The organism is Pseudarthrobacter sp. S9 (assembly GCF_050156545.1).
In the GTDB taxonomy this organism is placed as follows: Bacteria; Actinomycetota; Actinomycetes; order Actinomycetales; family Micrococcaceae; genus Arthrobacter.
Window position 1 is genome coordinate 4,518,603 of sequence record NZ_CP189576.1, and the last position, 23,593, is coordinate 4,542,195.

Sequence of the window (23,593 nt, forward strand, 5' to 3'; positions counted from 1 at the left end):
GGACCTGCGTCGCGGAATCGCCCCCGTCGTGAACGTGCTGCGTGCCGGAGACGTCGTGCACTACTTCTAGCCCGATGACCTGGACGATGCGTTGTCCCGCGTTATCCGGCTCGGCGGACACGGGAGCATAATTGCAACCAAAGTCAAGGGTCAGCGGAAGAGGGGGACCGGGTGCATACGTTTCCGCGCTTCACGGTGGAGGTGCCGGTACTCAGTGTTGGATCCGGGCCCTCGGACTACGAGGAACTGGGCAGCTACGTCAATGCGCTGCGCAGGCCACAGGGGCTGCACCTGACCCTGCTGCACGTCGGCGTCCTGGAGGCCTTCTCCCAGGATGTCGCGGACTGGACCAAAGGCATCACCAGTACCGCGGAAGCCACCCGCAGGACCGTTGCCTGGCTGCAGGCACTGCCGGTATTGGGAGGCTTTTCCGGAAGCGCCGAAAGGCTGATCGTGCTGGGCGGCGGCAGCGTGTGCGCACTCGAAGTGGACGTGCCCCGCCGGGTACACGACTATCAGGTCTCCCTCGTGCAGGCCCTGCACGAACTGCTGGACGAGCTGCTTGTGGACAACGTCGATGACTTTATTCTCGGCTCACGCGCCCTTGGCTTCAGATACCCCCGCTGGACACCCCACATTGCCGTGGGCCGCCCAAAGACCAGGGGCGGCGGACGCCGGGAGATTCGACCGTTGGCAGTCGATTTCGGCGAATCACGGATCAGGAACCGCCGGTTCCTCCCGGACGCCGGCGCCGGATAGGGGGCTGCCCGCCTGGAAGCGCCGGTCGGAGCGACTCATCCGTTTCAGCGCCCCCGGCACCCCGGCGCCCTCGGTGCCAAGGACGCCGACAATCTACCGCTCGATAAGGAATCCGCGCTCGTCCGAGATGACCTGGTCCGGTTCCGTGCCGGGTATCATCATCCCAAGACTGGCGACTGCGGCGGCACCCAGGCTGCTTTGCGATCATGACCTAGACTTCTCTTTGCCGTTCCGGAGGCAAGCCAACTGGCCAAGCCCCGCCGCTGGGGCGCGTGCGATATGGAGTGCCATGAGTATCACGCTCGAGCTCGAACCGAGCTTCGTGCTCGCTGAGCGGATCCCGCTGACAGCAGAGGATCTGCGCTATGGCCTGGAACACTTCTTCCTCAAGAAGCGGGCCGTCATCGATCTCGCCGTCGATCAGGTCCGCCGCGGGACATCAGACCCGGTACTTCACGAGTTGGCGGCGCTGTTAGGCGATGAGGTCGAGCGGGTCCCGGAGGTACTGGATGCACTCGATGACCCTGAGCGGACCCACGACCCCCGGGAGACTGTACGGAAGTGGCTCTACCTGCAGTTGAAAGCGGCCTATAGTCAACGCGGACAGCTCAGGGATCCACTCGGGGTGGTCGAGCAGATCTACGCGGACTTCGATTACCCGCCGTCGGTCTCACCGCTGGTCCGCAACATGCCTGTGCGGCCCGGTGACGAGCCCGGAAAGGCCGCCCTGATTCAGAGTTGGGCACGTTTCCTCGAAGACGAGCACCGGTCACTGACGAGCCCCTGACCCGATCATGGAGGCACCCGGATGCCGTGGCTCTCTTTCAGGCGCAGCTCATTGCCTCAGCCACCGCTCAAAGGACGGGTTGCAGAGGCATGCAGGAGAGCGCTTCTCGCGAACAAGGCTGATTGCTTCCGCGCTCGACATTCCTTCGAGGATGAGAGCTCTTGCGACGACTAGCGCCGATCTGTTGAGGCCCGCTTGGCAATGAACAAGAGTCGGCCCATCCGCCCGGCAGGTGTTGACCCAGTGCGCGATGGCATCGATTTGGGCGAAGCCTTGATCCTCACTGTCGTACATGGTCACGAGCAGCAGCGAGCTGATGGGATGCCCTACTGCGTACGACTCCCATGGGTACAGCGAAACCAGGTGCTTGACGAATTTGGGGAGCATCAAGCCGTCTTGGCAGCCACCTTGCCAGAGGTCAGGAGCAATTTCGCTGACGAACGGTACGTCGAAAGGGATTAGACCGTGCTTGGAGATCCCACTCATGCGCTGGACAGTCGGATCGAATTGAATTTCAATCCGCGTCGGGTCCACAGTCATGTCCGCTCCTTCAGCAGAACCCTGGATTAAATTCTCCGTCATTTCGCCCTCCGCCACAGCACGGTCTTCCCCGTCGGCTCCCGCGGCGCTTTGTGCGCTTCCGTGATCTTGGAGATGGTTTCGCGGGACAGCTCGGTCCCGAGCGTCTATTCCAAGTGATGGGGGATGTCGCGGACCGTCATCCCGCCCGCTGCCGCGGCATCCCCGCCGCAATGTTGGAGCGGATCTCGGCCTCGGGTTTGAACGCCAGCATCGCTGGCCAAGGCAGGTACAGACTGCGGGGTAGCGGCCTCCGATCACAGTTGCCTGGGCAGACATATTGGCCCCCGGGTCGACGGCATCGCCGGTCAACCGGGTGACGACAACGTCTACGACCGCTAGGATTCCGTGTTCGACGGGCTGGTCGAGGCGTAGGCCTGATCGGCCTGGGGGCGCTGGCGACGACTCGCCAGCAGGAACGGCACTGCGATCAGCTCGATCACGCCGGCGATCGCCAGGGAGGCGGGGTAGCCGTACGCATCGGCTGCCCGACCGAGCAATGGCTGCACCACCACGCCGCCGCTTGATCCCATGAGTGAGTCGAAGCTAAGCACTGTGGCTCGCTGCTTCGAGGCGATCATGTCGTTCAGGTAGGCCTGCCTCACCGGGGTGCCCGCCGAGGAGACGAGAGCCCAGAGCGCCAACAGCACCAAGGCCGCCCAGAACACCTGGGTGAACCCGAGAACGACCAAAATCAAAGCGCTCACGATGCTACTCAAAATCAGCACCGTCGTGCGTTTGCGAACCAGACGCCGGATACGGGGCGCCATCCACCCGCCGAGCACCTGTGCTCCGGCCACGATTGCCGCCGCTAGACCCGCGACGGAGTAGGCGCGCGGGTCGCCGAAGAGCTCAAGCAGGTACGGCTGCAGGGCGTAAAACACATAGATCCCGACGCCGGCACTGAACGGCGCGGCCAGCATCACATAACGTACCGGTGGATTCTTCAATCCGTTCTCGATTGAGGCGGACAGTACGGCACGGGTCGCCTGGAGAGGATGGGTTGAGCGTTCGGGGGTGAAACCGACATCGCGCATGAGCCAAAAGGCCACGACGAACATGGCCAACAGCACGCCCACGCGCAGCAGAAACGGCACGCCCAGATTGGTGGCCTGCGCGATCACACCGCCGGCCACGGAGCCGACGAGCATCGCGACGCCCGACACCATCTGGCCCCGCCCGAGCACCGTCTCCAGCCCGCCTTCATACCCTGAGAAGCGCAACGCGTCCACGAGCCAGGCCTCGACCGCACCCGAGAAGAAGGTGAAGCCCAGCCCGAGCAAGACCGACACTACCGCCCAGGACCAGAACGGGGCGGAAAGCTGCCAGAGCAGGTAGTAGAGGTAGGTCGATACGGCCAGGGTCACGGTGCCGAGCAGGAACGAAACGCGACGCCCCCAACCGTCGGCAATCACTCCGGTGGGCACCTCGAACAGCACCATACCGGCCGTGAAGAAGGCGTTTGCGGCAAAGGCCTCGAGGTTGCTGAGTCCGGCATCCAACAGGAAGAGGGTGTTGATCCCCCAGATGAACGAGGCCGCAAGGGTATTGCCCAGCGTCAACGTGAGAAAGATGCGCTGAGTCTTTCGGGCGGCGGCGTTCATCTCGTCGCCGTCCCCGCCAGGGCGAAGGGGCAGCACGAGCCCATTCTCCCTCGTCGGCGCGCGCCAGAGCAGATGTCAGACAGGATGCGCATCTCACTAAAAATACCGAGTTTAAGGGGTCGCGTTTATGGAACTCGCGTGGAGTTCGGAAACCGCCGCGGCAGAACGCTGGCCTACTTCGCCGCCCACGACGTCCACCGGGCCAAACGCGTGTTCTGGATCTTGGACAACCCTGCCAACCGTGAAAATACCCCAAGCGTCAAGGAAGTGGTCCAGGAGCGCATCTCGACACTGGTGCGTCCTTTCAGTTGGGACCATCCACCCTTACGAGACCATGCTCGAGAGGCATATTCGGGACGTCATCGACCTGTAGTGCCGGGATCGGACCGGAGTATCGTGGATCCAGGCTGGACAGTCTCGTCCGGTCAGGCAGCAAACAGTGCTCACAAGCGTCGATCGGCGACCGCTTATGAGGGCCCATGCCTTCACCCAGCGTCCCCATACCCCAGCCTCCCCCGCGGCCGGTAGTCGGCAACCTGCCCGATATCGACTCCAGCAAGGGAGTCCTGGGGCTGGTCGAGGTGGCCGAGCAGTACGGCCCCATCGTCCGCATTCAATTCTTCAACCGCAGCCTCGTCGCCGTCTCCTCCCAGCAGCTCGTCGACGAGGTGTGCGATGAATCCCGTTTCGGCAAGGTGCTCGGCATTGCCCTTCGGGAGGTGCGGCAATTCGCCGGCGACGGCCTGTTCACCGCTGAAACACAGGAACCGAACTGGCAAAAGGCACACCGGATCCTGATGCGGGCGTTCGGGCCCGCAGCGCTGATGCGGATGTTCGTTGGCATGGACGACATCGTCGAGCAGCTGCTGCTCAAGTGGGAGAGGCTCGGCCCCACGGCCCGGATCGACGTTCCGGACAACACCACCCGCCTGACGCTGGACACCATCGCCCTGTGCTCGTTCAACTACCGGTTCAACAGTCTCTACCGGGAGGAGATGCATCCCTTCATCGGCGCCATGGTCCGCGCCCTGGTCGAATCCCAGGAGCGATCGCGCAGGCTCCCGGTGCAGAACAAGATCATGCTGCGCAGACGGCACCAGCTCGAGGAAGATAATGCCCGGATGTTCGAAGTCGCCGAGCAGATCATCAGCGACCGGCGGCGCAATCCTAGCCCGGCGGGCAGCGAGGACATCCTCGACACCATGCTCAGCGCGGCGGACCCGGTGACCGGTGAGCGGCTATCCGATGAAAACATCCGCTATCAGATGGTCACCTTCCTGATCGCCGGGCATGAGACCACCAGCGGCTTGCTGTCCTTTACGCTCTACGAACTGCTGCGCCATCCGGGCGCTCTGGCCAAGGCGCACGCCGTAGTGGACGAGGTCCTTGGCACCGAAAGCGCCACGTTCGAGCACCTGCCCCGACCGGGCTACCTGGACCAGATCCTCAAGGAAACCCTTCGGCTGTGGCCCACCGCCCCGGCATTCAACGTCGCTCCGTACGAGGACACGACGCTCGACGGCCGCTACGAAGTCCCCGCGGGCCAACCCATCCTGGTACTGATCCCGCAGCCACACCGGGACAAGGCGGCGCGGGGCGAGCACGACGGAACTTCGATCCGGACCGGTTCTCCCCGGAACGGGCAGCGGCAATCCCTGCCAAAGCATGGAAGCCCTTTGGCAACGAGCAGCGCTCCTGCATCGGCCGGGGATTCGCCCTGCAGGAGGCCATGCTATTCCTGGCCAAGCTCCTGCAGCGCTTCGAAATCACCTCGGCGGACTCCGGCTATGAACTGCAGATTAAGCACACCCTGACGATGAAGCCCGAAGGGCTGTTCATCCACGTGCGACGGCGGGACGTCCGGATCAATACGGCAAGCCAGACCGCCGTCGAACATGCCCGCCAGGAGGAAGCGCCGGCCGCTGCAGCCGCCAATGGTGTCCCGATCCGGGTGCTCTACGGTTCCAATGCAGGCACCTCCAAGGACTTCGCCCAGCGCATTGCCAACGACGCCGGACGGCGCGGCTACAGCCCCACCATCGGTCCGCTCGACGAGGCAGCCGGCGGACTGCCGACAGCGGGGCTCGTCACCATCGTGGCCTCCTCCTACGAGGGGCAGCCGCCGGACAACGCCCGAAAATTCCTGGCCTGGACCGAGGGCCTGCGGCCGGGCAACCTCGCCGGGGTGCGGTACACCGTCTTCGGCAACGGCAACAAGGACTGGGCGCGAACCTACCAGCAGGTGCCCAAGGCCATCGACGCCCGGCTCGAGGCCGCCGGCGCCCAACGGATCTACGACCGGGGTGAAGCCAATGCCCGCGGCGACTTCTTCGGCGATTTCGAAGAGTGGTACGCGGGATTCTGGCCAGCGGTGGACGCCGCCCTCGGGCAGAGCACCAGTTCGCCGGCCGCGCAGCCCGAGCTTGAAATTCAGTTCGTGGGCAACGTCCGGGACCCGCTGCTGCGCCAGAACGGGCTGGCAGTCGGTACCGTCGTCGCAAACCGGGAACTGGTCGATATGACCAAACAGGACGCCCGGTCCAAGCGGCATGTCGAGATCGCCCTGCCCGATGAGCTACCGGACAGGCGACTATCTGGCCATACTGCCCCTGAGTCCCGACGAACTCGTGCAGCGGGCCCTGACCCGCTTCGACCTCGACTACGACTCACACGTCCTGTTGAGCATGGAGCGGGGAGACACTTTCCTGCCCACCGGGACGCCCGTGGCCGTGGGCGAGCTGCTGAGCAGTTACGTCGAACTGGCCGTCCCCGCCACGCGGACCCAGCTCGGGCAGCCGGCGGATGTCGCGTCGGATCCCGCCCACCGCAGCGAGCTTGAGTCCCTGGCCCAGGACCGCGGCCGTCATGCGGCCGAGATCCTCGACAAGCGCGTCTCCCTGCTGGATCTGCTGGAATCGTACCCATCGTGTCAGCTGCCGTTCACCTCGTTTCTGGAGCTGCTGACACAGCTGACCCCAAGGCGGTACTCCATCTCCTCGTCCCCGCTCTGGAGCCCCGACCATGCGACCCTGACCTTCGCCGTGGTCCGGGCTCCGGCCTGGTCGGGCCGCGGCGTCTTCGAATGTGCCTCGTCGACCTATCTCGCCCAGGCCAGGCCCGGGTCAAGGATCGCGGTCACGGTGCGTCCCTCGAATGCGGCTTTCCACCCGCCCCAGTCCTTGGGGGTCCCGTTCATCATGGTGTGTGCGGGGACCGGGCTGGCGCCGCAGGTCCGCGACACGTGCGCACTCATCTACCAGGAGGCGACCGGCGCCTCGGGGGCGGACGCCGAGGCGTGGATGGATGAAGTAGAACGCACCCATTGCAGGTACGTGGCCGACATCTTCACGTGAATATGCCAAACAGGGGCAGGACGGCGTTCTGTACCTGCCGGCCAAGGGTGTCATGCCGGAGGGCCCTGCCTCCGGCTAGAGGTCATTTCCGTCAGTTCGTCGGGATTTCAGGTCCAGGCGGTGGGGTCGGCCAGGTAGAGGCCGCAGACGCCGGTGGGCAGATAATTGTCCTGGTGGTCGTCGTGGCTGGTGCGATAGATCGCGAAGCCCCAGTCGTTGGCGTAGCCGGCGTAGCGTGGCCGGCAACGGGGCAGGAATGCGGCGTGGCACCGCGATGGGGCCCAGCCGGCGGAGGATAAATGGATCCCATGGCTCCCGGATCGGCCCGAATCGCGCCTAGGATTCGAGTCACGGCGGGGCTCAGCAAGACGTGTTACTACGACCAGGTATGTGATCGGCCCGGACGTGGCCCTTCGACTCGCCCGGGACGGGGCGCGGGGAGCGGAGGAGCACCAGCTGGTAGCCCCACACTGCTTCGTTCGCAGGTGCTCTCGCTGCTGTGCCGGGCGGTCCAGCGTGGCGAGTTGGAAAAGAGCGACGCGGAAGACCGGTTCGATTACGTGCGGGGCCTCCGGATCACCGTCCCCGTCTCCGCCGGCCTGCTGGCCATCGTTGGCGCCTACGACGACGCCCTCACCGACTACCGCCCCGGGGACCCGGAACCGATCATCACGGTCACCGCCGAAGCGTCGCTCAGGGCCATCGATAACGGCGCCCGTCTCGCCAACGACGTCGTAGCCATCACCTACGGCTGGGCCTCGAAAATCACCGCTCGCCGCGACTCGGCGGTCTGGCCGGTCCTGGACCTCCTTGCCGGACAGCCGGTTGTGAATGCCGCCATCCTGGAATCCAAGCTCGGCCTGGACTATATACGGCAGAAGCGTGCCCTGGATGCGCTCGAAGAAGCCGGCATCGTCGTCGGAGTCGCCAAGTACAAGAAGGGCCGGCTCTGGCGGGCTCCCGACATGCTCGCGGCCCTGGATGCCTTCGCCAAGCGGGCCGGCCGGCGCACCCGCAGGTGACCGGGGAGGTTCCGGGCGTTTCCACACCTGGCCGACATGCCCAGGATCAAATTCAAGCCGGTGACCCTCGGCAGGCTGAACAAGCCCGCCTGGACCCGAACCCGCATTGATCGCCACACCGCAGCGGCTGGGCTTCCTGGCCGCTTTGGAGCGGGCCGCCTGAGGGCCCTGGCGTACTGAGCGTGCGCAGGTGCCGTCTCGATACTCGAGAAAGGCAACGAATGGACGGAACCCCGCCACCACAGGCCCTGACGTCAGGCGGAAGCTCATTCGCATCCACGCACAGCGGTTTGACAACTACATGGTCATGGAGGGGATCCCCCAAAAAAGCAAACTATGTCTCCCTCGCCGTCCCGGACGCCTAGGCCAAAGCCGCACGAAAGAAGTCAGCCGAAAGATAAGTTCATCTGCCGGAGTACTCATGGACGCGAGGATGCGTCTCATGGCGCGTCGCGCATGGGCAGAGAAAAAATTTGGAATGAGTTTCTGGATGGACGACAGAGGGGTGCCAACCACCTGTCGTGCGATGTTCCTTTCGGTCTCGTTATTGAGCGCGACCATGCAGGCCGACTCTGAGATGCAGCGCTTCAGGGCAGCAGACGCTGAAGGCGCAGTCGGCGCCAGGCAAAATTACCGCGCCCAGGGCATTGCCTGAAGCGGCGCCATCGGCGCACCCGTAGGGGTACAGGCCAGCGCCGAGACCCCGTGCGGACCGTGCCGCCAGAGCGTCCCCGCGGCACGAAAGCCATGAAACGTGTGCGGTGATGGCAGGCATCGACACGAATGTGAATCAGAAATTTCAGTACTGCGACTACTACAATTTTCATCTCCCTCGCGGGCTTCCTGGCCCGGGTCGATAAGAATTACGGCAGCGAGCCGGATATGCGGTCTTCGATCCCGCCCATATCGTGCAACGCTGGTTGCATGGATCTGGAGGTGTCGCCCGCGCTCACGATTCCCACGTCGGAACTCGGCTGGCGGTTCTCGCGTTCGTCCGGGCCAGGCGGTCAACACGTCAACACCTCGGACAGCCGCGTCGAACTCTCGTGGAACGTCGGCGACTCGGCGGCGCTTTCCGATGGCCAACGGCTGATGCTGGTCACGCGTCTCGGACGACGTCTCATCGCCGGAGTGATCACCGTGACCGCCTCCGAGCGGCGCTCTCAGCTGCGCAATCGCGAGATCGCCCTGGCCAAGCTCTCCGACCTCGTGGCAGAGGGTCTTGCTCCCGAAGCTGCCCGCCGCCGGGCGACCAAACCCACCCGGGGCTCGAACCGTCGGCGCCTCGCTGCAAAGGAACAGCGTGCGGCAACGAAACGGCAACGAAAGCGTCCGTCCGCCGAGTAGCACCGTCCAGTCGACAATTTTCAGCCGCGGGGCAGCGGGAGCGTGTAAATAGCGACCTGCTCGTAGTGAAATAGACGAACTCGGCGATGCTCAGCCCGACGAATGCAGGTGTGGGCATCGTCCTGCGCGGGCGTCCTCAGGCACGGTTGATTCAAGCTCGGGCCGTCCTCACGCCCGGAAACCAACCGGCAGGTACCTTCTTGGGCTCCAAGTGTTCAGAGTCCCCGTGACCGGATTTGTCGCAGTTGTAGAAGGGGCCCTGGCGGTCCAACAGGACACGCATGTGGTGGCCGGCGTGGTCACGCCACCACACGCTCATTCCTTCGGCTCCGTCGAGGCGCAGATGCTCGACGACGCGACCGGCGCCTTCGCTTCCGACCAATCACCCCCGCCCGCCCATCGCCGTTGATGCCGCTGTCTGATGACGCGCCAGAGCAATCGAGGACGACCAAGGTACAAGAGCACGCTCAGGAAGTCATGTCGATAACCGCGCATCCAGATATGGACAGGCATGACTGATCAACCACAGCAAGAACGGCGACGGAAGAAGGCCCCGGTCCCGCACACCACCCTGCGGTGGACGTTCCTGACACAGTCCATGGCGGGCGTCCCGCCAGAGCATTCGGAAAGTCATTCACACAGACCTCATGGGTGCATGAACTCGTGTCAGCAGAAATAGCCAAGGAGTGGTGTCACCGATGAGCCACGGCATCACACGCACGCGGGTGCGGACAATGGGCACACCTCGACAAAGGCGGCGTTGCCGGCCGCGATGTTCACCCGGAATGCTCCGGGACGGTCCAGATCTGACTGGTCGTCGCCCGGGTAGTTCCTGGTCACGATCGTCGCGAACGGTTGCGTCGCCTCAGGCATTGTGCCTTCGGGGGCGTAGAAGAAAACGAATCGCCCCAGGCGATCTCGGGAGGGCCGTCAGCCGGCCCGGGAGTGAACACCAAAGCGCCGTCGGGACCCTGGACGAAGGAACGGATGTCTTCGATATTCATGCCCTCCAGTGTTTCACTCACGCGCCAGCAGTGAGCATGCCAATTACCTTGCGGTGCCCGCTGTCGTCCTGTCCCCCGCGCCGGGCGCCTGCACGTCCCATCCGGTTCTCCCGCGGCTCCGAATAGGGTTCAGAGACCAGGAGCAGAGAGTGACCATGAGTGTTCAGCAGGAAACCGCCTCCACGGGAGCGGCCGCGCTGCGGCGGCAGATCCTTTCCACGAGGCTGGGTCCCGCCACCGTGCGTATACAGCAGGGCACCGGAGGCGGGGGCGCTGCATCCGGGACAGCGGATGTCTACCTTCACGGCGCCGCGGGATCCTGGACTACCTTCCGGTCGCTGCTTTCCGGGGCGCCGGCCCATGATCGGGTACTGATTGATCTGCCGGGCTGGGGCGAATCCACGCAGGGCGCCCGGCTGGAAGATTTCAGCATCGAGGCGATGGCCCGCGCTGTCATCGAGATACTGGACTCGCTCGGCTACCCGCGGTGGAACCTGGTGGGCCACTCCATGGGAGGCTTCCTGGCAATGCACATTGCCGCGGGGTGGCCGGAGCGGACCGCCAGCGTTGCCACCATTTCCGCCACCACATTCGGCGTGTCCGGGGCGTCCCGGGAGCCACTGCGCAGCCTGTGCAGGTTCCCGGCGTTTGTCGGCATGCTGCTGGTCATGCGCTCCCTGGCGGTCCTCGGTCCGGCAGGCTCGGCGCTGGTCCGGGCAGTCGGTGCGACACCTGTGATGGGACTGCTGATGTCCCCGTTCTTCGCGGATCCCGCAGCCGTTTCCGGGAGGCTGATCCGCGGGCTCGGCGATGATGCCCGGCCGGCCAGTTTCTCCGCGGCTGCCCGGGCCGCGGCGCACTACGATTTTGGCCATTGGCGCGGCATCCGCTGCCCGGTGTTGGCGACCCGCGGGGAGAACGATGTGTTCACGCCGCCGTCGGACCTGGTCCGGTTGGCCGCGATAGTCCCGCATGTCCGGCTGGTGACGATCCCCCGCTGCGGCCACTTCGCCAACATCGAGCGGCCGGAGCAAGTGCAACAGCTCCTCAATGACCTGCGGTCCCCTGAGACGTCCGCTGCTGGCAAGCAAGCTGACCCGGAAACCGGCAGCCGCAGCTTCACGCCCATCAGCCCAAGGCCACAAGGCGGCCCGGTATTCGGGTCCTGGACGCTGTCCAGAACGACAACACCGCGACATCCACGCATCAAATGACGTGGACTCATCGACCGTTTAGGACATGACGATTAGCCGTCCTCGGCTCGCGGGTCAAAGTCTTCGGTCGTCGGCAATACCCGCGAGTCTCCCAGCTAATTCTTCCCTTAGGTGGTCAATGGCTGCCGAAATCCGTCTGGGTGTCTATGTTGTGGCGGAGTAAAGGGCGTGGATGTCGGCGTCGGGCGTAGGGACCTACGGACCCACGCCATGAACGCCGCAAACACTAATAGGCAACTGACTGGCACCGTCTCTCTCCCCCAGCCCAATCAAGTCATGTTGCCCAGACCCTGCACGGCCATGTAGGAGTAACAAGGCCCGAATCGTCGCCCACCCCAAGGAAAGAGGCACCCGGCCACACCAACGGCCACCAACAAAAATGGGCCCGCAGGGGGCCCATCAAAGAAGATTTGTGCACAGCCAGCGGCCCAAGGGCCCTGACCTGCGGAAACACTGTGCCCGAGGCGGGACTCGAACCGCATTCCAACTCCCGGAAACCCGCCACTCCCCTGAAAACGTCCCCAATACCGCCCAGTTCGAACCGAATACGACCCAATCCAAAGCCCAGGGTTTGCCCATTGTGCACACCCTCCTTTCTCGTTCTCCAGTGACCAACCGGGAGCAGCGGAACGCGCGGGACTGAGGGGCTTGGGGGCCGCTCGACACCTTTTCCGCCCCGGGGCCGCGCCTCTACGATGCGGCTGACAGTCGACAGCACCTCGACACAACTGGATGACTCAATGGATTTCACGATTTAGCCGCCTCCTTCAGCAAATACCATCGGCGGCAACAGCAGTAATGGCAAGACCACGCTGATAGCGAAGCATGCGGAGAGGCTCATTGCCGGCGTTTAGCGCCCCCGTCAGAGGCCTGGCCCACAGATGGCTCAATGGTTTGAGACTTTTGCGCACTGCTACCGCGGTAGCAGGTGCTCCGAGATCAAGGCGGCGCTGCGTTCGAGTCCGATGTCGCCGGCAGCCACACCCACGACAACGTCAAAGCCCTCATCTGTAGTGAAATCATGGCGGCACCCGTTGATCCAGAGCATCAGCACCATCAGAGTCCAGGCCGTCCGTTTGTTGCCGTCAATCAACGGGCGGAAGCGGGCCACGGATTCCAGGAGCGCCGCCGTCTTCAGCGGCAACGCAGGATAGGCCTCAACGCCCATGACCGTGGTTGCCGGGCGCGTCAGGGCCGAGGCCAGCAGGCCCACGTCACGGATGTGGAAGCCGTACCTGTCGATCACCTGCAAGGCATCCTCAATTTCGAGGTCGGCAGTCACGCGTCCCCAAGCCGCTTCAGCAGCTCAGCGTCATGAGTCATCACAAAGTCCAGACCGGCACTGATATCGCGGCTGCGTCGGCGCCGCTGCAGAACCAACTCCGCGCCCTGAAGAAGCAGCGCCGACTTGGAGGTGTGCTCCTCGGCCGCGAGTTGCCCCAGCTGCCGGTCAAGTTCTTCGGGTACACGCAGATTCATAGCCACACTCACATGGTACCAAACCAGTACCTGCCAATTCGGATCTCGCCGGTCCCCGTCACCGCTTCGTTTCGCATCATTGACCAGCTCATTCCGATCGAAAGCCCGATAGTGGGATTGTGTTCGGCGCCGGCGATTCACCTCCGAGTGACGCCGGAGGTCTGGAAGGCATCCGGCACCGAGAGTACGCCCGCCACCCGACAGCTAGGTGCAGCAGACACGACGGTCGAGAGGTCTGGCGAGTTTTGGGGCCACCCGCACCACGGTGCCTCGAGCGCGGCGAACCCAGTCTTCCCGGCAGCTATCCGCGAACCGGGTGTCCGAGACCAGTGACGAACCTGGCAATGGCGTCCTCGGCGGTTGGTGGCGTGCCGAAGACCTCGCTTTGGCGCGTGGTGTCGGCGATGTAGCGGCCCGTCTGGAACCAGTCAATCATCGCCGCCAAGTCCTTGGCCATCGGGTTGACCGGCGCGAGCAGGACGCCGATCGCGCGAATGAGGCCGGTCGGGATGGACCGGACACCGATGTGCTCGTCGAGGAGCCGCCCGGCGATGGCAGCGATGTCCTGCATAGTGACCGGGCGGTCCCAGCCGATCTCGATACGCTCACCGTTGACTCCTTCAGCGTCGACCGCGTCGGCGAGGTAACTGGCGAGGTCGGAGGTCAGCACGAAAGTCAGCGGGATCCGAGCTGACCCGAACCACGTGAGCCGCCGCTTGATGAACGGGTCGCCACCGAACCGCGTGACCTGGTCGAGGAACGCACCGGGACGCAGCGCCACGAACGGGACACCAAGTTCTTCCAGCCTGTCCTCGGCGAGCTTCTTGTGCCAAAAGTGCGGGACCTGTGGAGTCTGGTCACAACTGAGGATGCTCGTGAGCACGAACCTGCGGACTCCGGCGCGACTGGCTGCCTCGACGAGGTTAGCGTTGCCCACCGTGTCGATATCCGCGCTGTCACCCTTGCTGTGCCGCGTATAGCCGGCCGCCGAGGTGATCACGGCATCGATGCCATCCATGGCGCTCAGCAGCGAACCGGGGTCCATCATGTCGCCTCGGGCAATGTCGACCCCAGCGGTTTGGAGACCGGTCGCGTCGGAGCCGGGGCGAACCAGGGCTCGCGTCCGCTTACCTCGGGCCAGCAGCTCCCTGACAACCTGGCCCCCGAGCATGCCGGTGCCACCCACCACAAGTACAGGTCCGCTGCCGCTCATTCCTGCGTCCTCACTCTTGGTTGCCGCTGGCGCTTGGTGCGCCGCTCGGTGTGGCGTGAAGTCCGCTGTGCCATCGACAGGATCCGGACAGATTCAGGAGTGTCCGAACGACCGCGCGTCCGGCCAGGCATTTGGTCAGATTCATGCTGCTTTCAAACGCGAGGCGCTCAATGCCAGCCTCTGTGGCCCAGCGTGCCCTGCCCCGCCCAGTGGGTCAAGCGCCCGCGAAACATTTGTCCTGCGTCCGGTGCAGAGGCCGCCACTGCGCAGCCATCCACCGCAACGTCCGCGCCTGGACACAGGCCGCCCATGGCGCCACCCGGCCGGGTCGAGCGGCACGACGCCATGCGGGAAATCATCCGGTGGGCCGACAGCACGGCGGTGCGGCGTGAACTGATGTTGGCCGTCGGTGTCCTGATCGCCCTGACGTGGACCGGCCGCGAGATCGGCCACCGGAGCGTCCAGTATGGTCAGAAACGCACGCGCGAAGCATCCGCCGACTGGGATCGGGACGGACATCGAGACGCTCAACAGGCTTCTCTCACGATTCGTCGCGACCTCCGTCCAGGGCGGACAACATGGGCGCCGCGTTCGCCGGAAGCCACGCCGCGGCTCCCGTCGCAGACTCTGGGTAGCCACCAGGGTCGCATCCAGGCGATCCGGGAGCTTCTCTGACGTCCACACGGGGCTGTCCCCGCGCCGCACCGCCCCGGATTGAACCGATTCATGACCGTTGAAATCTCGGTCCGTCACGCTGAACCGCTCCGGCCGGCCCGGGCGTCCCCGGTGCTCTGCTGATGCAGAACCGCGCCGCCGTGGCATCGCTCAGGTCGACGCGGCCACGCCAATGGCTCTCGCCGTGGAGCCGCCACCGGCGTCGAACCGCAGAAAAAGCAGGCCGACGAGGTAAGAACCCATCAGAGGCGGCTGCGAAGGGACCCCTCCGGGAGTCAGGCTAACTCGAATCCGTACTCAGCTTTGAAGGTCCACCGCAAGGAGAGAAGAGAGCACGCCCAGTAATGGTCGCGTGAGCAGCAGGGATCGCCGCAAGAACACACCGTCCGCTCAGCTTCTGGCCGGACGGGATCCGAGCACACGGACGCTCGTCGTGTGCGCCGGCGACGGCAGCTCCGACTGTGTGTCGGACATGTTCGCGGCGTTATGGTTCGGCAGAAGGACAGGCGCCGCTCCCAGTTCGAAGCCCTGCCGACGCCACCGGGACAGGTCGTGTTCCAAGGCGAGAGTATTACCGAGGGGGCGGAGTGGAGCGAATGGTTCCCGGACCGGGCCCCGAATGCATTCGAGCCCTCACACCGGGCGCGCCAGTAGCGCAGGAGTACTCCGCGCACGCCCTCGCCTGGCTCAGGCAGCAGCTTTCCGCGGCGGCGAGATCCGGCCGCGCGAGCGGTGCGTGCCTATCAGCAGGAAATCCATCCCTCCACGGCACCGCGTCAGTTAGCCTCGCCGAGCGCGCGCACTACGCGCTCGAGCGAACCACCGAGGCCCCACCTCTCGGAAAGCGCGCCCAGCGCGTCGAGGCGGTCGGCGTCGAGTGGATGGATGCGCGCGTCCATCACTCGGAGATCGAGGTCGCGCGCGACCTTCACCACACGGGGTGCCACCTCGAGATAGGCCGAAGAAGCGGTGATCCTCGACCGCACCGACGCTGACAGCGGCATCGCCGGATCCCGGGCAGCCTCGATGATCCCCTCGAGATCGCCGAAGTCCGCCAGCAGAGCCGCCGCCGTTTTTTCCCCCACACCGGGAACACCGGGGATCCCGTCGGACGGATCTCCGCGCATGACCGCGAAGTCCGGATACCGGATCGGAGCGACCCCGTACTTCGACACCACGACGGCGTCGGTGACCAGCTCAAGCCTGCTCATCCCGCGAGCCGTGTAGATAACGCGGACACCGGACTCGTCGTCGACGAGCTGGAACAGGTCGCGGTCACCGGTGACGATGTCGACCGGAATCCGTGCCCGCGTCGCCAGCGTGCCGATCACGTCGTCGGCCTCGTAGTCCTCCGCGCCAATGACCGGTACGCCCAATGCGCCGAGCAACTCCCGGATGATCGGGACCTGCGCGACGAGAAGTTCGGGCGTCTCCTCCACGTCGTTGCCGCCGGGAACGATCTCGGCGAGACGGTGCGCCTTGTACCCGGGAAGCAGCGCCACCCGCCAGTGCGGGCGCCAGTTGTCGTCCCAGCAGGCCACCAGTTCGCTCGGCGCGAAGTCGGTCACCAGCCGTGCGAGCATGTCCAGCAGCCCGCGAACGGCATTGACAGGGGAACCATCCGGCGCTCGCACGGTATCGGGCACCCCGTAGAAGGCGCGGAAGTACAGCGAAGCCGTATCCAGGAGCATCAGTCGTCCGGTCACACCACCGATCATGGCACGGCAAGCTTCGTCATGGCACCCATGGGGTGACCGATGTGATGAAGGTGATGAGTAGAGCAATCCAGTTGAACGCCTGCGGGCAGAGCCGGATGCGCAGCCGTGCGAGCGCCGTCTAAATCCTTGGCGCAGGAACGGAGCGGGAGGGTCGTTTGAACCATGCCTTTCCGCGCTTAAACCTCCAACCCTCAGACGACTTCTAAATCGAATTTCCGACGCCGGACACTACGAGGATGCCGACCTGGCCTGGGCAGGCGCCCTGGGGGTGGCGGCCTTGTGGCTTCTGGCCGGCATCCCGAGAACGGCGACGACGGTAAGCGCGTCAGCAATCAGTACGGCCAGGAACACGGCGGCGGAGGCCGACACGATTGTATGCGGATCCTTCTCACCGTGCGGGGTGCCGGCGCAGACCGCGTTCGCTACAGCCCCGAAAACGGCGACACCGATGGAGCTGCCTATCGACCGCGCGAAAAGGTTGGTGCCTTGGTCATGCCCGTCCTGGCCTTGCACCGAAGCCCACCCCTAACGCCCAGAGACCGAACCGACTAAGAGCCTAGCTATCCTGCCTTGGCTTCGTGGCTGATGGGCCGATCAGCTCTCGCACGCCCACATCAAAACCTCTCGCCACGCGTGCCGGCGCCACGACCGGCCTCCTCCCTCCTGATAGACGCAACCTCCCACTGCAGGTCAAGCGGCGTTGTAGCTAGATCCAGCCCCAGCGGCCGCTCGAATATCGCCGAACGGGCCACCCGCTGCGTCGAACGTAATCCGCTGTCGTCCGTCAATCCCGTGACATCTTCGCTAAGCCTTGAGACTGACGCCGCCAGCTTGCAGGCAAGCTGAGCCCAGCTCCACCACCCATCTGGCCCCGGCACGACACCCTCGCACTGCTCGCCGTGGGCCGCCGAGCAATGCCGTTCGAAACACGACTGGAGCAGCCTCAACAAGACCATGAACATTGCACTCGCTCCGCTAGCCACCGGGCATCACGGAAGTCAACTGGTGATTCGGTGAGGGCGGTTGCGGACGAGCGTGAGGGCGGCCAGTGCGGCAATCAGGTAAACGATTCCCGTGAGGAGGAGCCCTGCCTGCACGCCGGCGCCGAGCGCGTCGCCTACGGCTGCCCTAGCGGACTGTGTGATGGCGGCCGTATGTCCGGCGACGACCGCCGCCTGTGCCTCTGCCGCCGCCTGGCCGTCCAGACCGCGCTCGGCGAGCCGGTTCGGCAGTTGGGCGAGCATCGTGGTGGTTAGCAGCGTGCCCAGTACGGAGGGTCCGAGCACCGAACCCAGCTGGCGTGCAGCGTTGACGGCACCCGACGCCATGCCGGCTTGGGCAGGAGCGACGCTGGCAAGGGCAGCCGCCGTCGCGGGCGCAGCGACGAGCCCGACTCCGACGCCGAAGAGAACGAACAGTGGCCACTGTTCAGCGAACGGGGTCGCGGGGCCCTGCCCTGCGAGGGCCAGGGCGGCGACGCCGCCGAGCCCGAGCCCTGCGGCAAGGGGCGCCTTGAAGCCGGTCCGCCGGATCAGGGGGCCCACCGCGGCCGCTACGACGACATAGGCGCCCAAGAGCGCCAGCATCCGGACGCCGGCGTCGAGGGGGCTCAAGCCCTTCGCCTGCTGGAGGAGGAGCACCAGCACGATCGAGACCCCGGTGAAGCCGAACAACGATACCGCAGCGACCAGCATCACGGCGCTGAAAGATGCAGAGCGGAACAGCCGCACGTCCAGCATCGGTTGCGGCACCCGCAGTTCTACCACAACGAAGAGGACGAGCGCGACGGCCCCGACGATCCACGCTGACAAGACGACGGGGCTGCCGTAGCCGTTGCGGCCGCCCTCGATCTGGGCGAACACGGTCGCGGCCACTGTGAGTGTGGCGAGGACCAGACCGGGCACGTCGACGCGAACACCCGGAGAGCGGGACTCCGAGACCCACTGCGCGGTAACCCCAAGGGTGATCAGACCGAGCACGATCGTCGAGACGTAGACGGCGTGCCAGTCAGCAACCTGCAGCAGAACGCCCGCCAGAACCGGGCCAATTGCCAGACCGATACCAGAGGCCGCTGCCCATGCGGTGATGACCTCGGTTCGTCGATGGGGGTCGGTAAACATCGCACCCATGGCGATATGGAAGATCTGCGAGACGCACGAGAAACGTGGTCATTGGCCAACTGCACCATCGCCCACGCCCTCGACATACTGGGCAACCGATCAGCGATGCTCATCCTGCGCGAGGCCTTCCTGGGCACCCGCCGCTTCGAGGACTTCGTCGATCGAGTCGGAGCCGGAGAGCCGGCCATGGCCGCTCGCCTCAAAGCCCTCGTACAGGCAGAGTTGCTCGAGCGCGTGCCGTATCGCGAGCCGGGCCAGCGCACTCGCCATGAGTACCATCTGACGCAGAAAGGCCGGGAACTCCAGCCCGTGATCACGGCTCTGCGGGTCTGGGGCGATACGTGGACAACTGACGAGGCCGGGCCGCCGGTCGTCGCCGTCCACCGCGGCTGTGGCGCGCCGGTACGTGCGGCACTGCGGTGCGAGCACGACCACGAGGTCCAGGACGGCGAGATCGCGATCATCGCCGGGCCTGGTCTGATCCGCATCGCCTAACGTAGAACCGCCGTCGCGCTGGAACACGTACGGCTGCTTGCTTTCCCCAGCGCAAGGTGTGGACGACCTCAGTGGAGTGCATATTCAATGCCTGGAGCCTGCCGCAATTTAATTGCGGCAGGCTCCGACACACGCCTAAGTTGCTTTCGCTTATGCGACTTCAGCCAACGCGGGTTTGCGTGGTGAGGACTCCCTCGCCGACTCGTAGAGGCGCTCTCTAATATGAAGGCCAAGACTGGTTCGCGAACAAGGAAGCCAGTCCAGTCTTGAGCCGGGGGAAGAGTCAACTCTGTCGATCGACTAATTCTCACAGCGCTTCCCTGATTTCGGCCGGGCGGGCTGTCGGGCGCCGCAACGGCAACGTCGGTGACCCCCGCCTGGGCCTCCTTGACGACGTCCGTGTGGCCACCCAGCTGTTCGCGCTCGTGGGCGAGTTCGGCGCCCCCGGCCATCTGGGCCGGGAGCTCCTCAAGGGTGATGTCCTTCTTCTCGTAGTAGTCGATCGACTTACCGCGCTTGAGCAGCAGGAACCGGCCCCCACGGGGAAGGCATGGTGCGGGTTGTGGGTGATGAAGGTGACACCCAGTCCGCGGTCGCGGGCCTGGAGGATGTAGCGGAGGACGACGCCGGACTGCTTGAGGCCGAGCGCGGTGGCTACATCGCCGCCATGCGCGACGTTGGTCTTGACCCACATCAGCGTGCTGCCTGGTGACTACACGGAGGAAGCCGGCGCGGCGGCAGCAGAGATTCTCCTTGCCGACGGTTTGCCGTGCACAGCCGTGCTCGCTGCCAATGACCGCTGCGCCGTCGGCCTGATGTTCGCTCTGCCGCGAGCGGGCATTCGCGTCCCCGAGGACGTCTCCATAGTCGGCGTGGACGACAGCAGGCTCGCCCAGATGAGCCACGTCGGGCTGACCAGCGTCAAGCAGGACGTGCCACGCATGGCGCCCGAGGTCATGAATATGGCCATCGCATCACTGGAAGGTCAGCAGGCCGCCCAGCCGTTCGAGGTCGTCGTGGAAACCGCACTGGCCGTCCGCAACATTACCGCCGTTCCCTTGAGGACAGAGCACTGAGTAGGGGATCACCAGCTGGGCATGCGGTGTGCGTCCCCGACGGCGCCACCAGCCCTGTGACGACTAACCCGACCACCCAATAGCCCCAGGAAATCGTCTAAGTCATCATTCCGCCCGATCTTGACCCGGCGCTGCGCAAGCGCGGCCGACGACGACGTCGAACGTGTAATTCGGTGGGTGCCCTTCCGTCTGGGAACCCGAAATGTGGCCGGTTATCGGATTGCGAGACATCCCTTGATGATGGATTCAGGAGTCATTCAGGTTGCGACGTCTTCCAAAGTGCAAGCCCATAGTCATGCGGTAGTCCACGGATGACGCCATGAACATGCATGCGTCGAGAAACAGGCAATCAGCAGGCACCCCACTCCCCCATCTCCATCTCCATCCAGGTCATGCTGCCCCGGCGAGTCCGGGCCCTGAAGGAGTAAGAAACCTCAACCATCGCCAACCCAAGGTAGGAGGCACCCGGCCACACCAACGGCCACCAGCCAAAAGAGGCCCCCGCAAGGCCCCATAAAAAGTTTTGTGCACAGTCAGAGACCAAAACGGCCCCTGACCTGCGGAAACACTGTGCCCGAGGTGGGACTCGAACCGGCTTCCAACCCTTGCAAACACTGGGAACTCCCGAAAACATGCCGAATCCGGGCCAGTCCGAGCCCTGTAGGGCCCAGTCCGAAGCCCAGCGCGTGCACAATGTGCACACCCTCATTTTTGGCCCTGCGGCACACCTACCGTAGGACCATGTGCCGGGAAATCAACGAAGCGGCATCCTGCAAATCCACGTTGCCGGCAGCCACCCCAACGACCAGATCGAAACCCTCATCAGTGGTGAAGTTGTGGCGGTATCCATTGATCCAAAGCATGAGAACCATGAGCGTCCACGCCGTGCGCTTGTTGCCGTCGATGAGCGGATGGAACCGAGCCGCCGACTCCAGGAGCGCCGCCGCCTTCGTGGCCAGCTGCGGATAGGCTTGCGCACCCATGACGGTTGTTGCCGGCCGGCCCAAGGCCGAGGCGAGCAGTCCGACGTCACGAATGTGGAACCCGTACCTGTCGACAATGTGAATCGCGTCCTCAATTTCGAGGTACTCGGTCACGCATCCTCGAGGCGGGTGAGCAGCTCGGCGTTATGGCTCATCACAAAATCCAGACCTTCGCTGATATCACGGCGACGTCCGTGGCGCTGCAGAACCAACTCGGCACCCTGAAGCAGAAGGGCGGACTTGGACGTATGCTCCTCGGCGGCAAGCTCATCAAGCCGACGGTCGAGGTCCTCAGGAACACGCAGATTCATGGCCAAACCAAATGGTACCCAAATGGTACCGGGGGCTGGTCCTTAGTGACCTCCTACCTGATGTCAATACGTTCGCGGTCTGTTACCACTGGCCCTTATCTCCTCAAGTCCGCCCAGGTACCACCCCAAGTCCCGCTCCACCGATCCCTCGCCTGAGCGCGCACAACGGCATGGCAGGCGAAGCACCCAACGTGATCCCTGACGCTGCCCCGCTCGGATGTTCGATCCGGACCGAGCCCAAGGCTGACTGGGACCTGATCGTCCAGCGCTGCAAGGACATCGTGGCAGGCATCTGCGCGTACAAGGGGACGACTACGAATTCGTTGGGGTCGAGGGCCACCGCGTCGTCGAGAACGACGAAGGCTTGTGCTCTTGCGCATGCCGCGGCCGAGCCGTCATCGGGGACAAGGCCGCCTTCGGTCCGGGCGCTTCAGCGTCGAAGGATGTCTCCTACAACACACGGGACATTTCCGGTTGCGCTCCCTGTTCCTTGGCGGCGGCACCGGGACCGGCTTACTCGCTGAGGTTCTTGCCTTTGGTCTCCGGAAGCTTCCAGGCGACGGCGGTTGAGATGGCCAGAAGTACCACTACGTAGGCCGTGAACGCAACCGGACCCAAGGCTGCGTTCGCCCAGCTCTGCAGGTACGGCGCCGTGCCGCCGAAGATGGCGACGGAGACGGCGTAGGGAACGGCCACGCCAACGGTGCGGATGCGGGTGGGGAACAGTTCCGCGAAGACCGCCGGGGTGATGGACAGGGTGGCGCCCATCAGGACCAGGATGGCCGTCGCCGGAAGGAAGAGGGACCAGAAGTTCTGGCCCACGGTGTTCACCAGCAGCGGGAAGAGCAGGATCGGTGCACCGGTGCCGATCAGCAGGCCGGCGCGGCGGCCGAAGCGGTCCGAGAACTTGCCCCACAGGGGCAGCGAGATGATCAGGACCACGTTGCTCAGGACGCTCGCCAAAAGTGCGGTGCCCTGGTCCATTTTGTGGATGATGACGGCCTGCTGGACGGCGCTGACGGACCAAACGTAGTAGCAGACGGTGCCGCCGACGCCGAGGCCGATCACGCGGAGCGCGGAACGCCAGTTCCGGCGGATCTCCGGCCACATGGGTTCGCGGACCGTGGCCTGGGCCTCCGTGAACGCTGCTGTCTCCTTCATCCGCGAGCGGGCGATCAGCGTGTAGAGGCCGAGCAGGGCGCCAATGATAAAGGGGATGCGCCAGCCCCACGCCTGCATGTCCTGCTTGCTCAGGAGCGAGTTGAGGATGAAGCCGAAGAGCAGGCCGATCACAATACCGGCGGTGCCGGACACATAGATCAGGGACGACCACAGTCCGCGCCGTTCGGCCGGGGCGGACTCGGCGATGTAGGTCTGGGCGGACGGCATCTCGCCGCCGTGCGCCAGGCCTTGGAGCAGCCGGGCGGTCAGGAGGACGGCGGCGGCCCAAGCGCCGGCGGCGTTGTAGGTGGGTACCAGTGCGATCAGCAGTGATCCGAACGAGGCAAGGCCCACCGTGGAAATCATCGAGGCCCGGCGTCCCAGGCGGTCGGCCATCCAGCCGAACAGGAAGCCGCCGACAGGGCGGGCGACGAATCCGACGGCGAAGACGGCCATGGCGCCCAGGAGGGCTGCCAGCGGGTCCTTCGGGTTGAAGACCTCCGTGGCGAAGTAGATGGCGAACGCCGAGTAGATTCCCCAGTCGTACCACTCCAGGGCGTTGCCCATGCCGGTGGCGAACAGTGTCTGGCGCTGGGATTTGGTGGCGCGTAGCGACGCCCGGCCGGCCGGATGCCCCGCGGGGGCGGGGGTCTGAGTGCTTTGTGTGTTGATCATGCGAAGTCCTTGTTCAGT

Annotated in this window: 24 protein-coding genes and 3 pseudogenes; 12 read left to right on the plus strand and 15 right to left on the minus strand. The window is 64.8% G+C overall.

The features are described 5' to 3' along the window. The first annotated feature begins 171 nt into the window (after positions 1-171). Together ACQCSY_RS21750 and ACQCSY_RS21755 are read left to right on the plus strand one after the other, a co-directional pair. Positions 172-759: a hypothetical protein gene (locus ACQCSY_RS21750; protein WP_427132098.1), complete on the plus strand. Its 588-nt coding sequence runs from the start codon at positions 172-174 to the stop codon at positions 757-759. 289 nt (positions 760-1,048) lie between these two features. Then, positions 1,049-1,546: a DUF2247 family protein gene (locus ACQCSY_RS21755; protein ID WP_427132100.1), complete on the plus strand. Its 498-nt coding sequence runs from the start codon at positions 1,049-1,051 to the stop codon at positions 1,544-1,546. Positions 1,547-1,594: 48 nt separating this feature from the next. Here the strand turns inward: ACQCSY_RS21755 and ACQCSY_RS21760 are convergent, their stop codons facing one another. Further along, the gene (locus ACQCSY_RS21760; protein WP_427132102.1) at positions 1,595-2,128 is read right to left on the minus strand and encodes a protein-tyrosine phosphatase family protein; all 534 of its coding nucleotides are present in this window, start codon (positions 2,126-2,128) and stop codon (positions 1,595-1,597) included. 335 nt (positions 2,129-2,463) lie between these two features. Next, complete coding sequence (locus ACQCSY_RS21765; RefSeq protein WP_427132104.1) at positions 2,464-3,729, minus strand: MFS transporter; 1,266 nt, start codon at positions 3,727-3,729, stop codon at positions 2,464-2,466. Positions 3,730-4,208: 479 nt separating this feature from the next. Between ACQCSY_RS21765 and ACQCSY_RS21770 the strand changes: the two are divergent. The 6 genes and pseudogenes from ACQCSY_RS21770 to arfB all read left to right on the plus strand — a co-directional run. After that, a pseudogene (locus tag ACQCSY_RS21770) lies at positions 4,209-5,306 on the plus strand (cytochrome P450); the annotation flags it as partial. After that, a pseudogene (locus ACQCSY_RS21775) lies at positions 5,195-6,019 on the plus strand (cytochrome P450); the annotation flags it as partial. The pseudogenes ACQCSY_RS21770 and ACQCSY_RS21775, both read left to right, overlap by 112 nt. A gap of 280 nt (positions 6,020-6,299) precedes the next feature. Next, positions 6,300-7,082: a hypothetical protein gene (locus ACQCSY_RS21780; protein WP_427132106.1), complete on the plus strand. Its 783-nt coding sequence runs from the start codon at positions 6,300-6,302 to the stop codon at positions 7,080-7,082. A gap of 524 nt (positions 7,083-7,606) precedes the next feature. Continuing rightward, entirely contained in the window at positions 7,607-8,104 is a 498-nt protein-coding gene (locus ACQCSY_RS21785; protein WP_427132108.1) for a hypothetical protein, read from the plus strand. 442 nt (positions 8,105-8,546) lie between these two features. Then, positions 8,547-8,759, plus strand: coding sequence for a hypothetical protein (locus ACQCSY_RS21790; protein ID WP_427132110.1), 213 nt, complete (start codon positions 8,547-8,549; stop codon positions 8,757-8,759). Positions 8,760-9,028: 269 nt separating this feature from the next. Further along, positions 9,029-9,451, plus strand: a complete 423-nt coding sequence (gene arfB / locus ACQCSY_RS21795; RefSeq protein ID WP_427132111.1) for an alternative ribosome rescue aminoacyl-tRNA hydrolase ArfB — start codon at positions 9,029-9,031, stop codon at positions 9,449-9,451. 151 nt (positions 9,452-9,602) lie between these two features. Here the strand turns inward: arfB and ACQCSY_RS21800 are convergent, their stop codons facing one another. Next, positions 9,603-9,770 carry a DUF4913 domain-containing protein gene (locus ACQCSY_RS21800; RefSeq protein ID WP_427135993.1) on the minus strand — a complete coding sequence of 56 codons (168 nt, stop codon included), beginning with the start codon at positions 9,768-9,770 and terminating at the stop codon, positions 9,603-9,605. A 392-nt stretch (positions 9,771-10,162) separates the two neighbouring features. Continuing rightward, entirely contained in the window at positions 10,163-10,363 is a 201-nt protein-coding gene (locus ACQCSY_RS21805) for a DUF6194 family protein (RefSeq protein WP_427135995.1), read from the minus strand. 247 nt (positions 10,364-10,610) lie between these two features. Between ACQCSY_RS21805 and ACQCSY_RS21810 the strand changes: the two genes are divergently transcribed. Beyond that, entirely contained in the window at positions 10,611-11,669 is a 1,059-nt protein-coding gene (locus ACQCSY_RS21810) for an alpha/beta fold hydrolase (protein WP_427135997.1), read from the plus strand. 913 nt (positions 11,670-12,582) lie between these two features. Here ACQCSY_RS21810 and ACQCSY_RS21815 read toward each other — a convergent pair. From ACQCSY_RS21815 to ACQCSY_RS21825, 3 genes are all read right to left on the minus strand, one after another. Next, on the minus strand, positions 12,583-12,951 hold the full coding sequence (locus ACQCSY_RS21815) for a type II toxin-antitoxin system death-on-curing family toxin (RefSeq protein WP_427132113.1): 369 nt from the start codon (positions 12,949-12,951) through the stop codon (positions 12,583-12,585). Beyond that, a complete protein-coding gene (locus ACQCSY_RS21820) occupies positions 12,948-13,148 on the minus strand; it encodes a hypothetical protein (protein ID WP_427135999.1) in 201 nt (66 codons plus the stop codon). The genes ACQCSY_RS21815 and ACQCSY_RS21820 overlap by 4 nt, the downstream gene beginning before the upstream one ends. A 301-nt stretch (positions 13,149-13,449) precedes the next feature. Next, positions 13,450-14,361, minus strand: coding sequence for an SDR family oxidoreductase (locus ACQCSY_RS21825; RefSeq protein WP_427132115.1), 912 nt, complete (start codon positions 14,359-14,361; stop codon positions 13,450-13,452). Positions 14,362-14,670: 309 nt separating this feature from the next. Here ACQCSY_RS21825 and ACQCSY_RS21830 point away from each other — a divergent pair, with 309 nt between their 5' ends. Continuing rightward, positions 14,671-15,036 carry a hypothetical protein gene (locus ACQCSY_RS21830; protein ID WP_427132117.1) on the plus strand — a complete coding sequence of 122 codons (366 nt, stop codon included), beginning with the start codon at positions 14,671-14,673 and terminating at the stop codon, positions 15,034-15,036. 776 nt (positions 15,037-15,812) lie between these two features. Here the strand turns inward: ACQCSY_RS21830 and ACQCSY_RS21835 are convergent. The 4 genes from ACQCSY_RS21835 to ACQCSY_RS21850 all read right to left on the minus strand — a co-directional run bounded on the left by ACQCSY_RS21835 (position 15,813) and on the right by ACQCSY_RS21850 (position 18,883). Next, entirely contained in the window at positions 15,813-16,727 is a 915-nt protein-coding gene (locus tag ACQCSY_RS21835) for a 5'-3' exonuclease (protein WP_427136001.1), read from the minus strand. A gap of 255 nt (positions 16,728-16,982) precedes the next feature. Further along, positions 16,983-17,267: a hypothetical protein gene (locus tag ACQCSY_RS21840; protein WP_427132119.1), complete on the minus strand. Its 285-nt coding sequence runs from the start codon at positions 17,265-17,267 to the stop codon at positions 16,983-16,985. 101 nt (positions 17,268-17,368) lie between these two features. Continuing rightward, positions 17,369-17,716 (minus strand): hypothetical protein, encoded by a 348-nt coding sequence (locus ACQCSY_RS21845; protein ID WP_427132121.1) that lies wholly within the window; start codon positions 17,714-17,716, stop codon positions 17,369-17,371. 36 nt (positions 17,717-17,752) lie between these two features. After that, a complete protein-coding gene (locus tag ACQCSY_RS21850; RefSeq protein WP_427132123.1) occupies positions 17,753-18,883 on the minus strand; it encodes an MFS transporter in 1,131 nt (376 codons plus the stop codon). A 6-nt stretch (positions 18,884-18,889) separates the two neighbouring features. Here ACQCSY_RS21850 and ACQCSY_RS21855 point away from each other — a divergent pair, with 6 nt between their 5' ends. Further along, the gene (locus tag ACQCSY_RS21855; RefSeq protein ID WP_427132125.1) at positions 18,890-19,369 is read left to right on the plus strand and encodes a winged helix-turn-helix transcriptional regulator; all 480 of its coding nucleotides are present in this window, start codon (positions 18,890-18,892) and stop codon (positions 19,367-19,369) included. Positions 19,370-19,728: 359 nt separating this feature from the next. Here ACQCSY_RS21855 and ACQCSY_RS21860 read toward each other — a convergent pair. Then, positions 19,729-20,018: pseudogene (locus ACQCSY_RS21860) on the minus strand (sugar ABC transporter ATP-binding protein); the annotation flags it as partial. A gap of 34 nt (positions 20,019-20,052) precedes the next feature. Here ACQCSY_RS21860 and ACQCSY_RS21865 point away from each other — a divergent pair. Further along, positions 20,053-20,445 (plus strand): substrate-binding domain-containing protein, encoded by a 393-nt coding sequence (locus ACQCSY_RS21865; RefSeq protein WP_427132127.1) that lies wholly within the window; start codon positions 20,053-20,055, stop codon positions 20,443-20,445. A gap of 728 nt (positions 20,446-21,173) precedes the next feature. On the opposite strand, the gene ACQCSY_RS21870 is transcribed toward ACQCSY_RS21865, so the two are convergent. From ACQCSY_RS21870 to ACQCSY_RS21880, 3 genes are all read right to left on the minus strand, one after another. Next, complete coding sequence (locus ACQCSY_RS21870; RefSeq protein WP_427132129.1) at positions 21,174-21,542, minus strand: type II toxin-antitoxin system death-on-curing family toxin; 369 nt, start codon at positions 21,540-21,542, stop codon at positions 21,174-21,176. Further along, positions 21,539-21,739, minus strand: coding sequence for a ribbon-helix-helix protein, CopG family (locus ACQCSY_RS21875; protein WP_427132131.1), 201 nt, complete (start codon positions 21,737-21,739; stop codon positions 21,539-21,541). The genes ACQCSY_RS21870 and ACQCSY_RS21875 overlap by 4 nt, the downstream gene beginning before the upstream one ends. Positions 21,740-22,252: 513 nt before the next feature. Further along, a complete protein-coding gene (locus ACQCSY_RS21880; RefSeq protein WP_427132133.1) occupies positions 22,253-23,575 on the minus strand; it encodes an MFS transporter in 1,323 nt (440 codons plus the stop codon). Between the last annotated feature and the right edge of the window lie 18 nt (positions 23,576-23,593).

Excerpts from the sequence above, each read along its gene's own strand:
- ACQCSY_RS21820 (WP_427135999.1), bottom strand. The coding sequence starts at position 13,148 with ATGAATCTGCGTGTACCCGAAGAACTTGACCGGCAGCTGGGGCAACTC.
- ACQCSY_RS21825 (WP_427132115.1), bottom strand. The coding sequence starts at position 14,361 with ATGAGCGGCAGCGGACCTGTACTTGTGGTGGGTGGCACCGGCATGCTC.
- ACQCSY_RS21875 (WP_427132131.1), bottom strand. The coding sequence starts at position 21,739 with ATGAATCTGCGTGTTCCTGAGGACCTCGACCGTCGGCTTGATGAGCTT.
- arfB (WP_427132111.1), top strand. The coding sequence starts at position 9,029 with ATGGATCTGGAGGTGTCGCCCGCGCTCACGATTCCCACGTCGGAACTC.
- ACQCSY_RS21760 (WP_427132102.1), bottom strand. The coding sequence starts at position 2,128 with ATGACGGAGAATTTAATCCAGGGTTCTGCTGAAGGAGCGGACATGACT.
- ACQCSY_RS21835 (WP_427136001.1), bottom strand. The coding sequence starts at position 16,727 with ATGCTCCTGGATACGGCTTCGCTGTACTTCCGCGCCTTCTACGGGGTG.
- ACQCSY_RS21850 (WP_427132123.1), bottom strand. The coding sequence starts at position 18,883 with ATGGGTGCGATGTTTACCGACCCCCATCGACGAACCGAGGTCATCACC.
- ACQCSY_RS21810 (WP_427135997.1), top strand. The coding sequence starts at position 10,611 with ATGAGTGTTCAGCAGGAAACCGCCTCCACGGGAGCGGCCGCGCTGCGG.
- ACQCSY_RS21845 (WP_427132121.1), bottom strand. The coding sequence starts at position 17,716 with ATGTTCATGGTCTTGTTGAGGCTGCTCCAGTCGTGTTTCGAACGGCAT.
- ACQCSY_RS21765 (WP_427132104.1), bottom strand. The coding sequence starts at position 3,729 with ATGAACGCCGCCGCCCGAAAGACTCAGCGCATCTTTCTCACGTTGACG.
- ACQCSY_RS21780 (WP_427132106.1), top strand. The coding sequence starts at position 6,300 with ATGAGCTACCGGACAGGCGACTATCTGGCCATACTGCCCCTGAGTCCC.
- ACQCSY_RS21755 (WP_427132100.1), top strand. The coding sequence starts at position 1,049 with ATGAGTATCACGCTCGAGCTCGAACCGAGCTTCGTGCTCGCTGAGCGG.
- ACQCSY_RS21830 (WP_427132117.1), top strand. The coding sequence starts at position 14,671 with ATGGCGCCACCCGGCCGGGTCGAGCGGCACGACGCCATGCGGGAAATC.
- ACQCSY_RS21880 (WP_427132133.1), bottom strand. The coding sequence starts at position 23,575 with ATGATCAACACACAAAGCACTCAGACCCCCGCCCCCGCGGGGCATCCG.
- ACQCSY_RS21800 (WP_427135993.1), bottom strand. The coding sequence starts at position 9,770 with ATGAGCGTGTGGTGGCGTGACCACGCCGGCCACCACATGCGTGTCCTG.
- ACQCSY_RS21855 (WP_427132125.1), top strand. The coding sequence starts at position 18,890 with ATGGAAGATCTGCGAGACGCACGAGAAACGTGGTCATTGGCCAACTGC.
- ACQCSY_RS21790 (WP_427132110.1), top strand. The coding sequence starts at position 8,547 with ATGGCGCGTCGCGCATGGGCAGAGAAAAAATTTGGAATGAGTTTCTGG.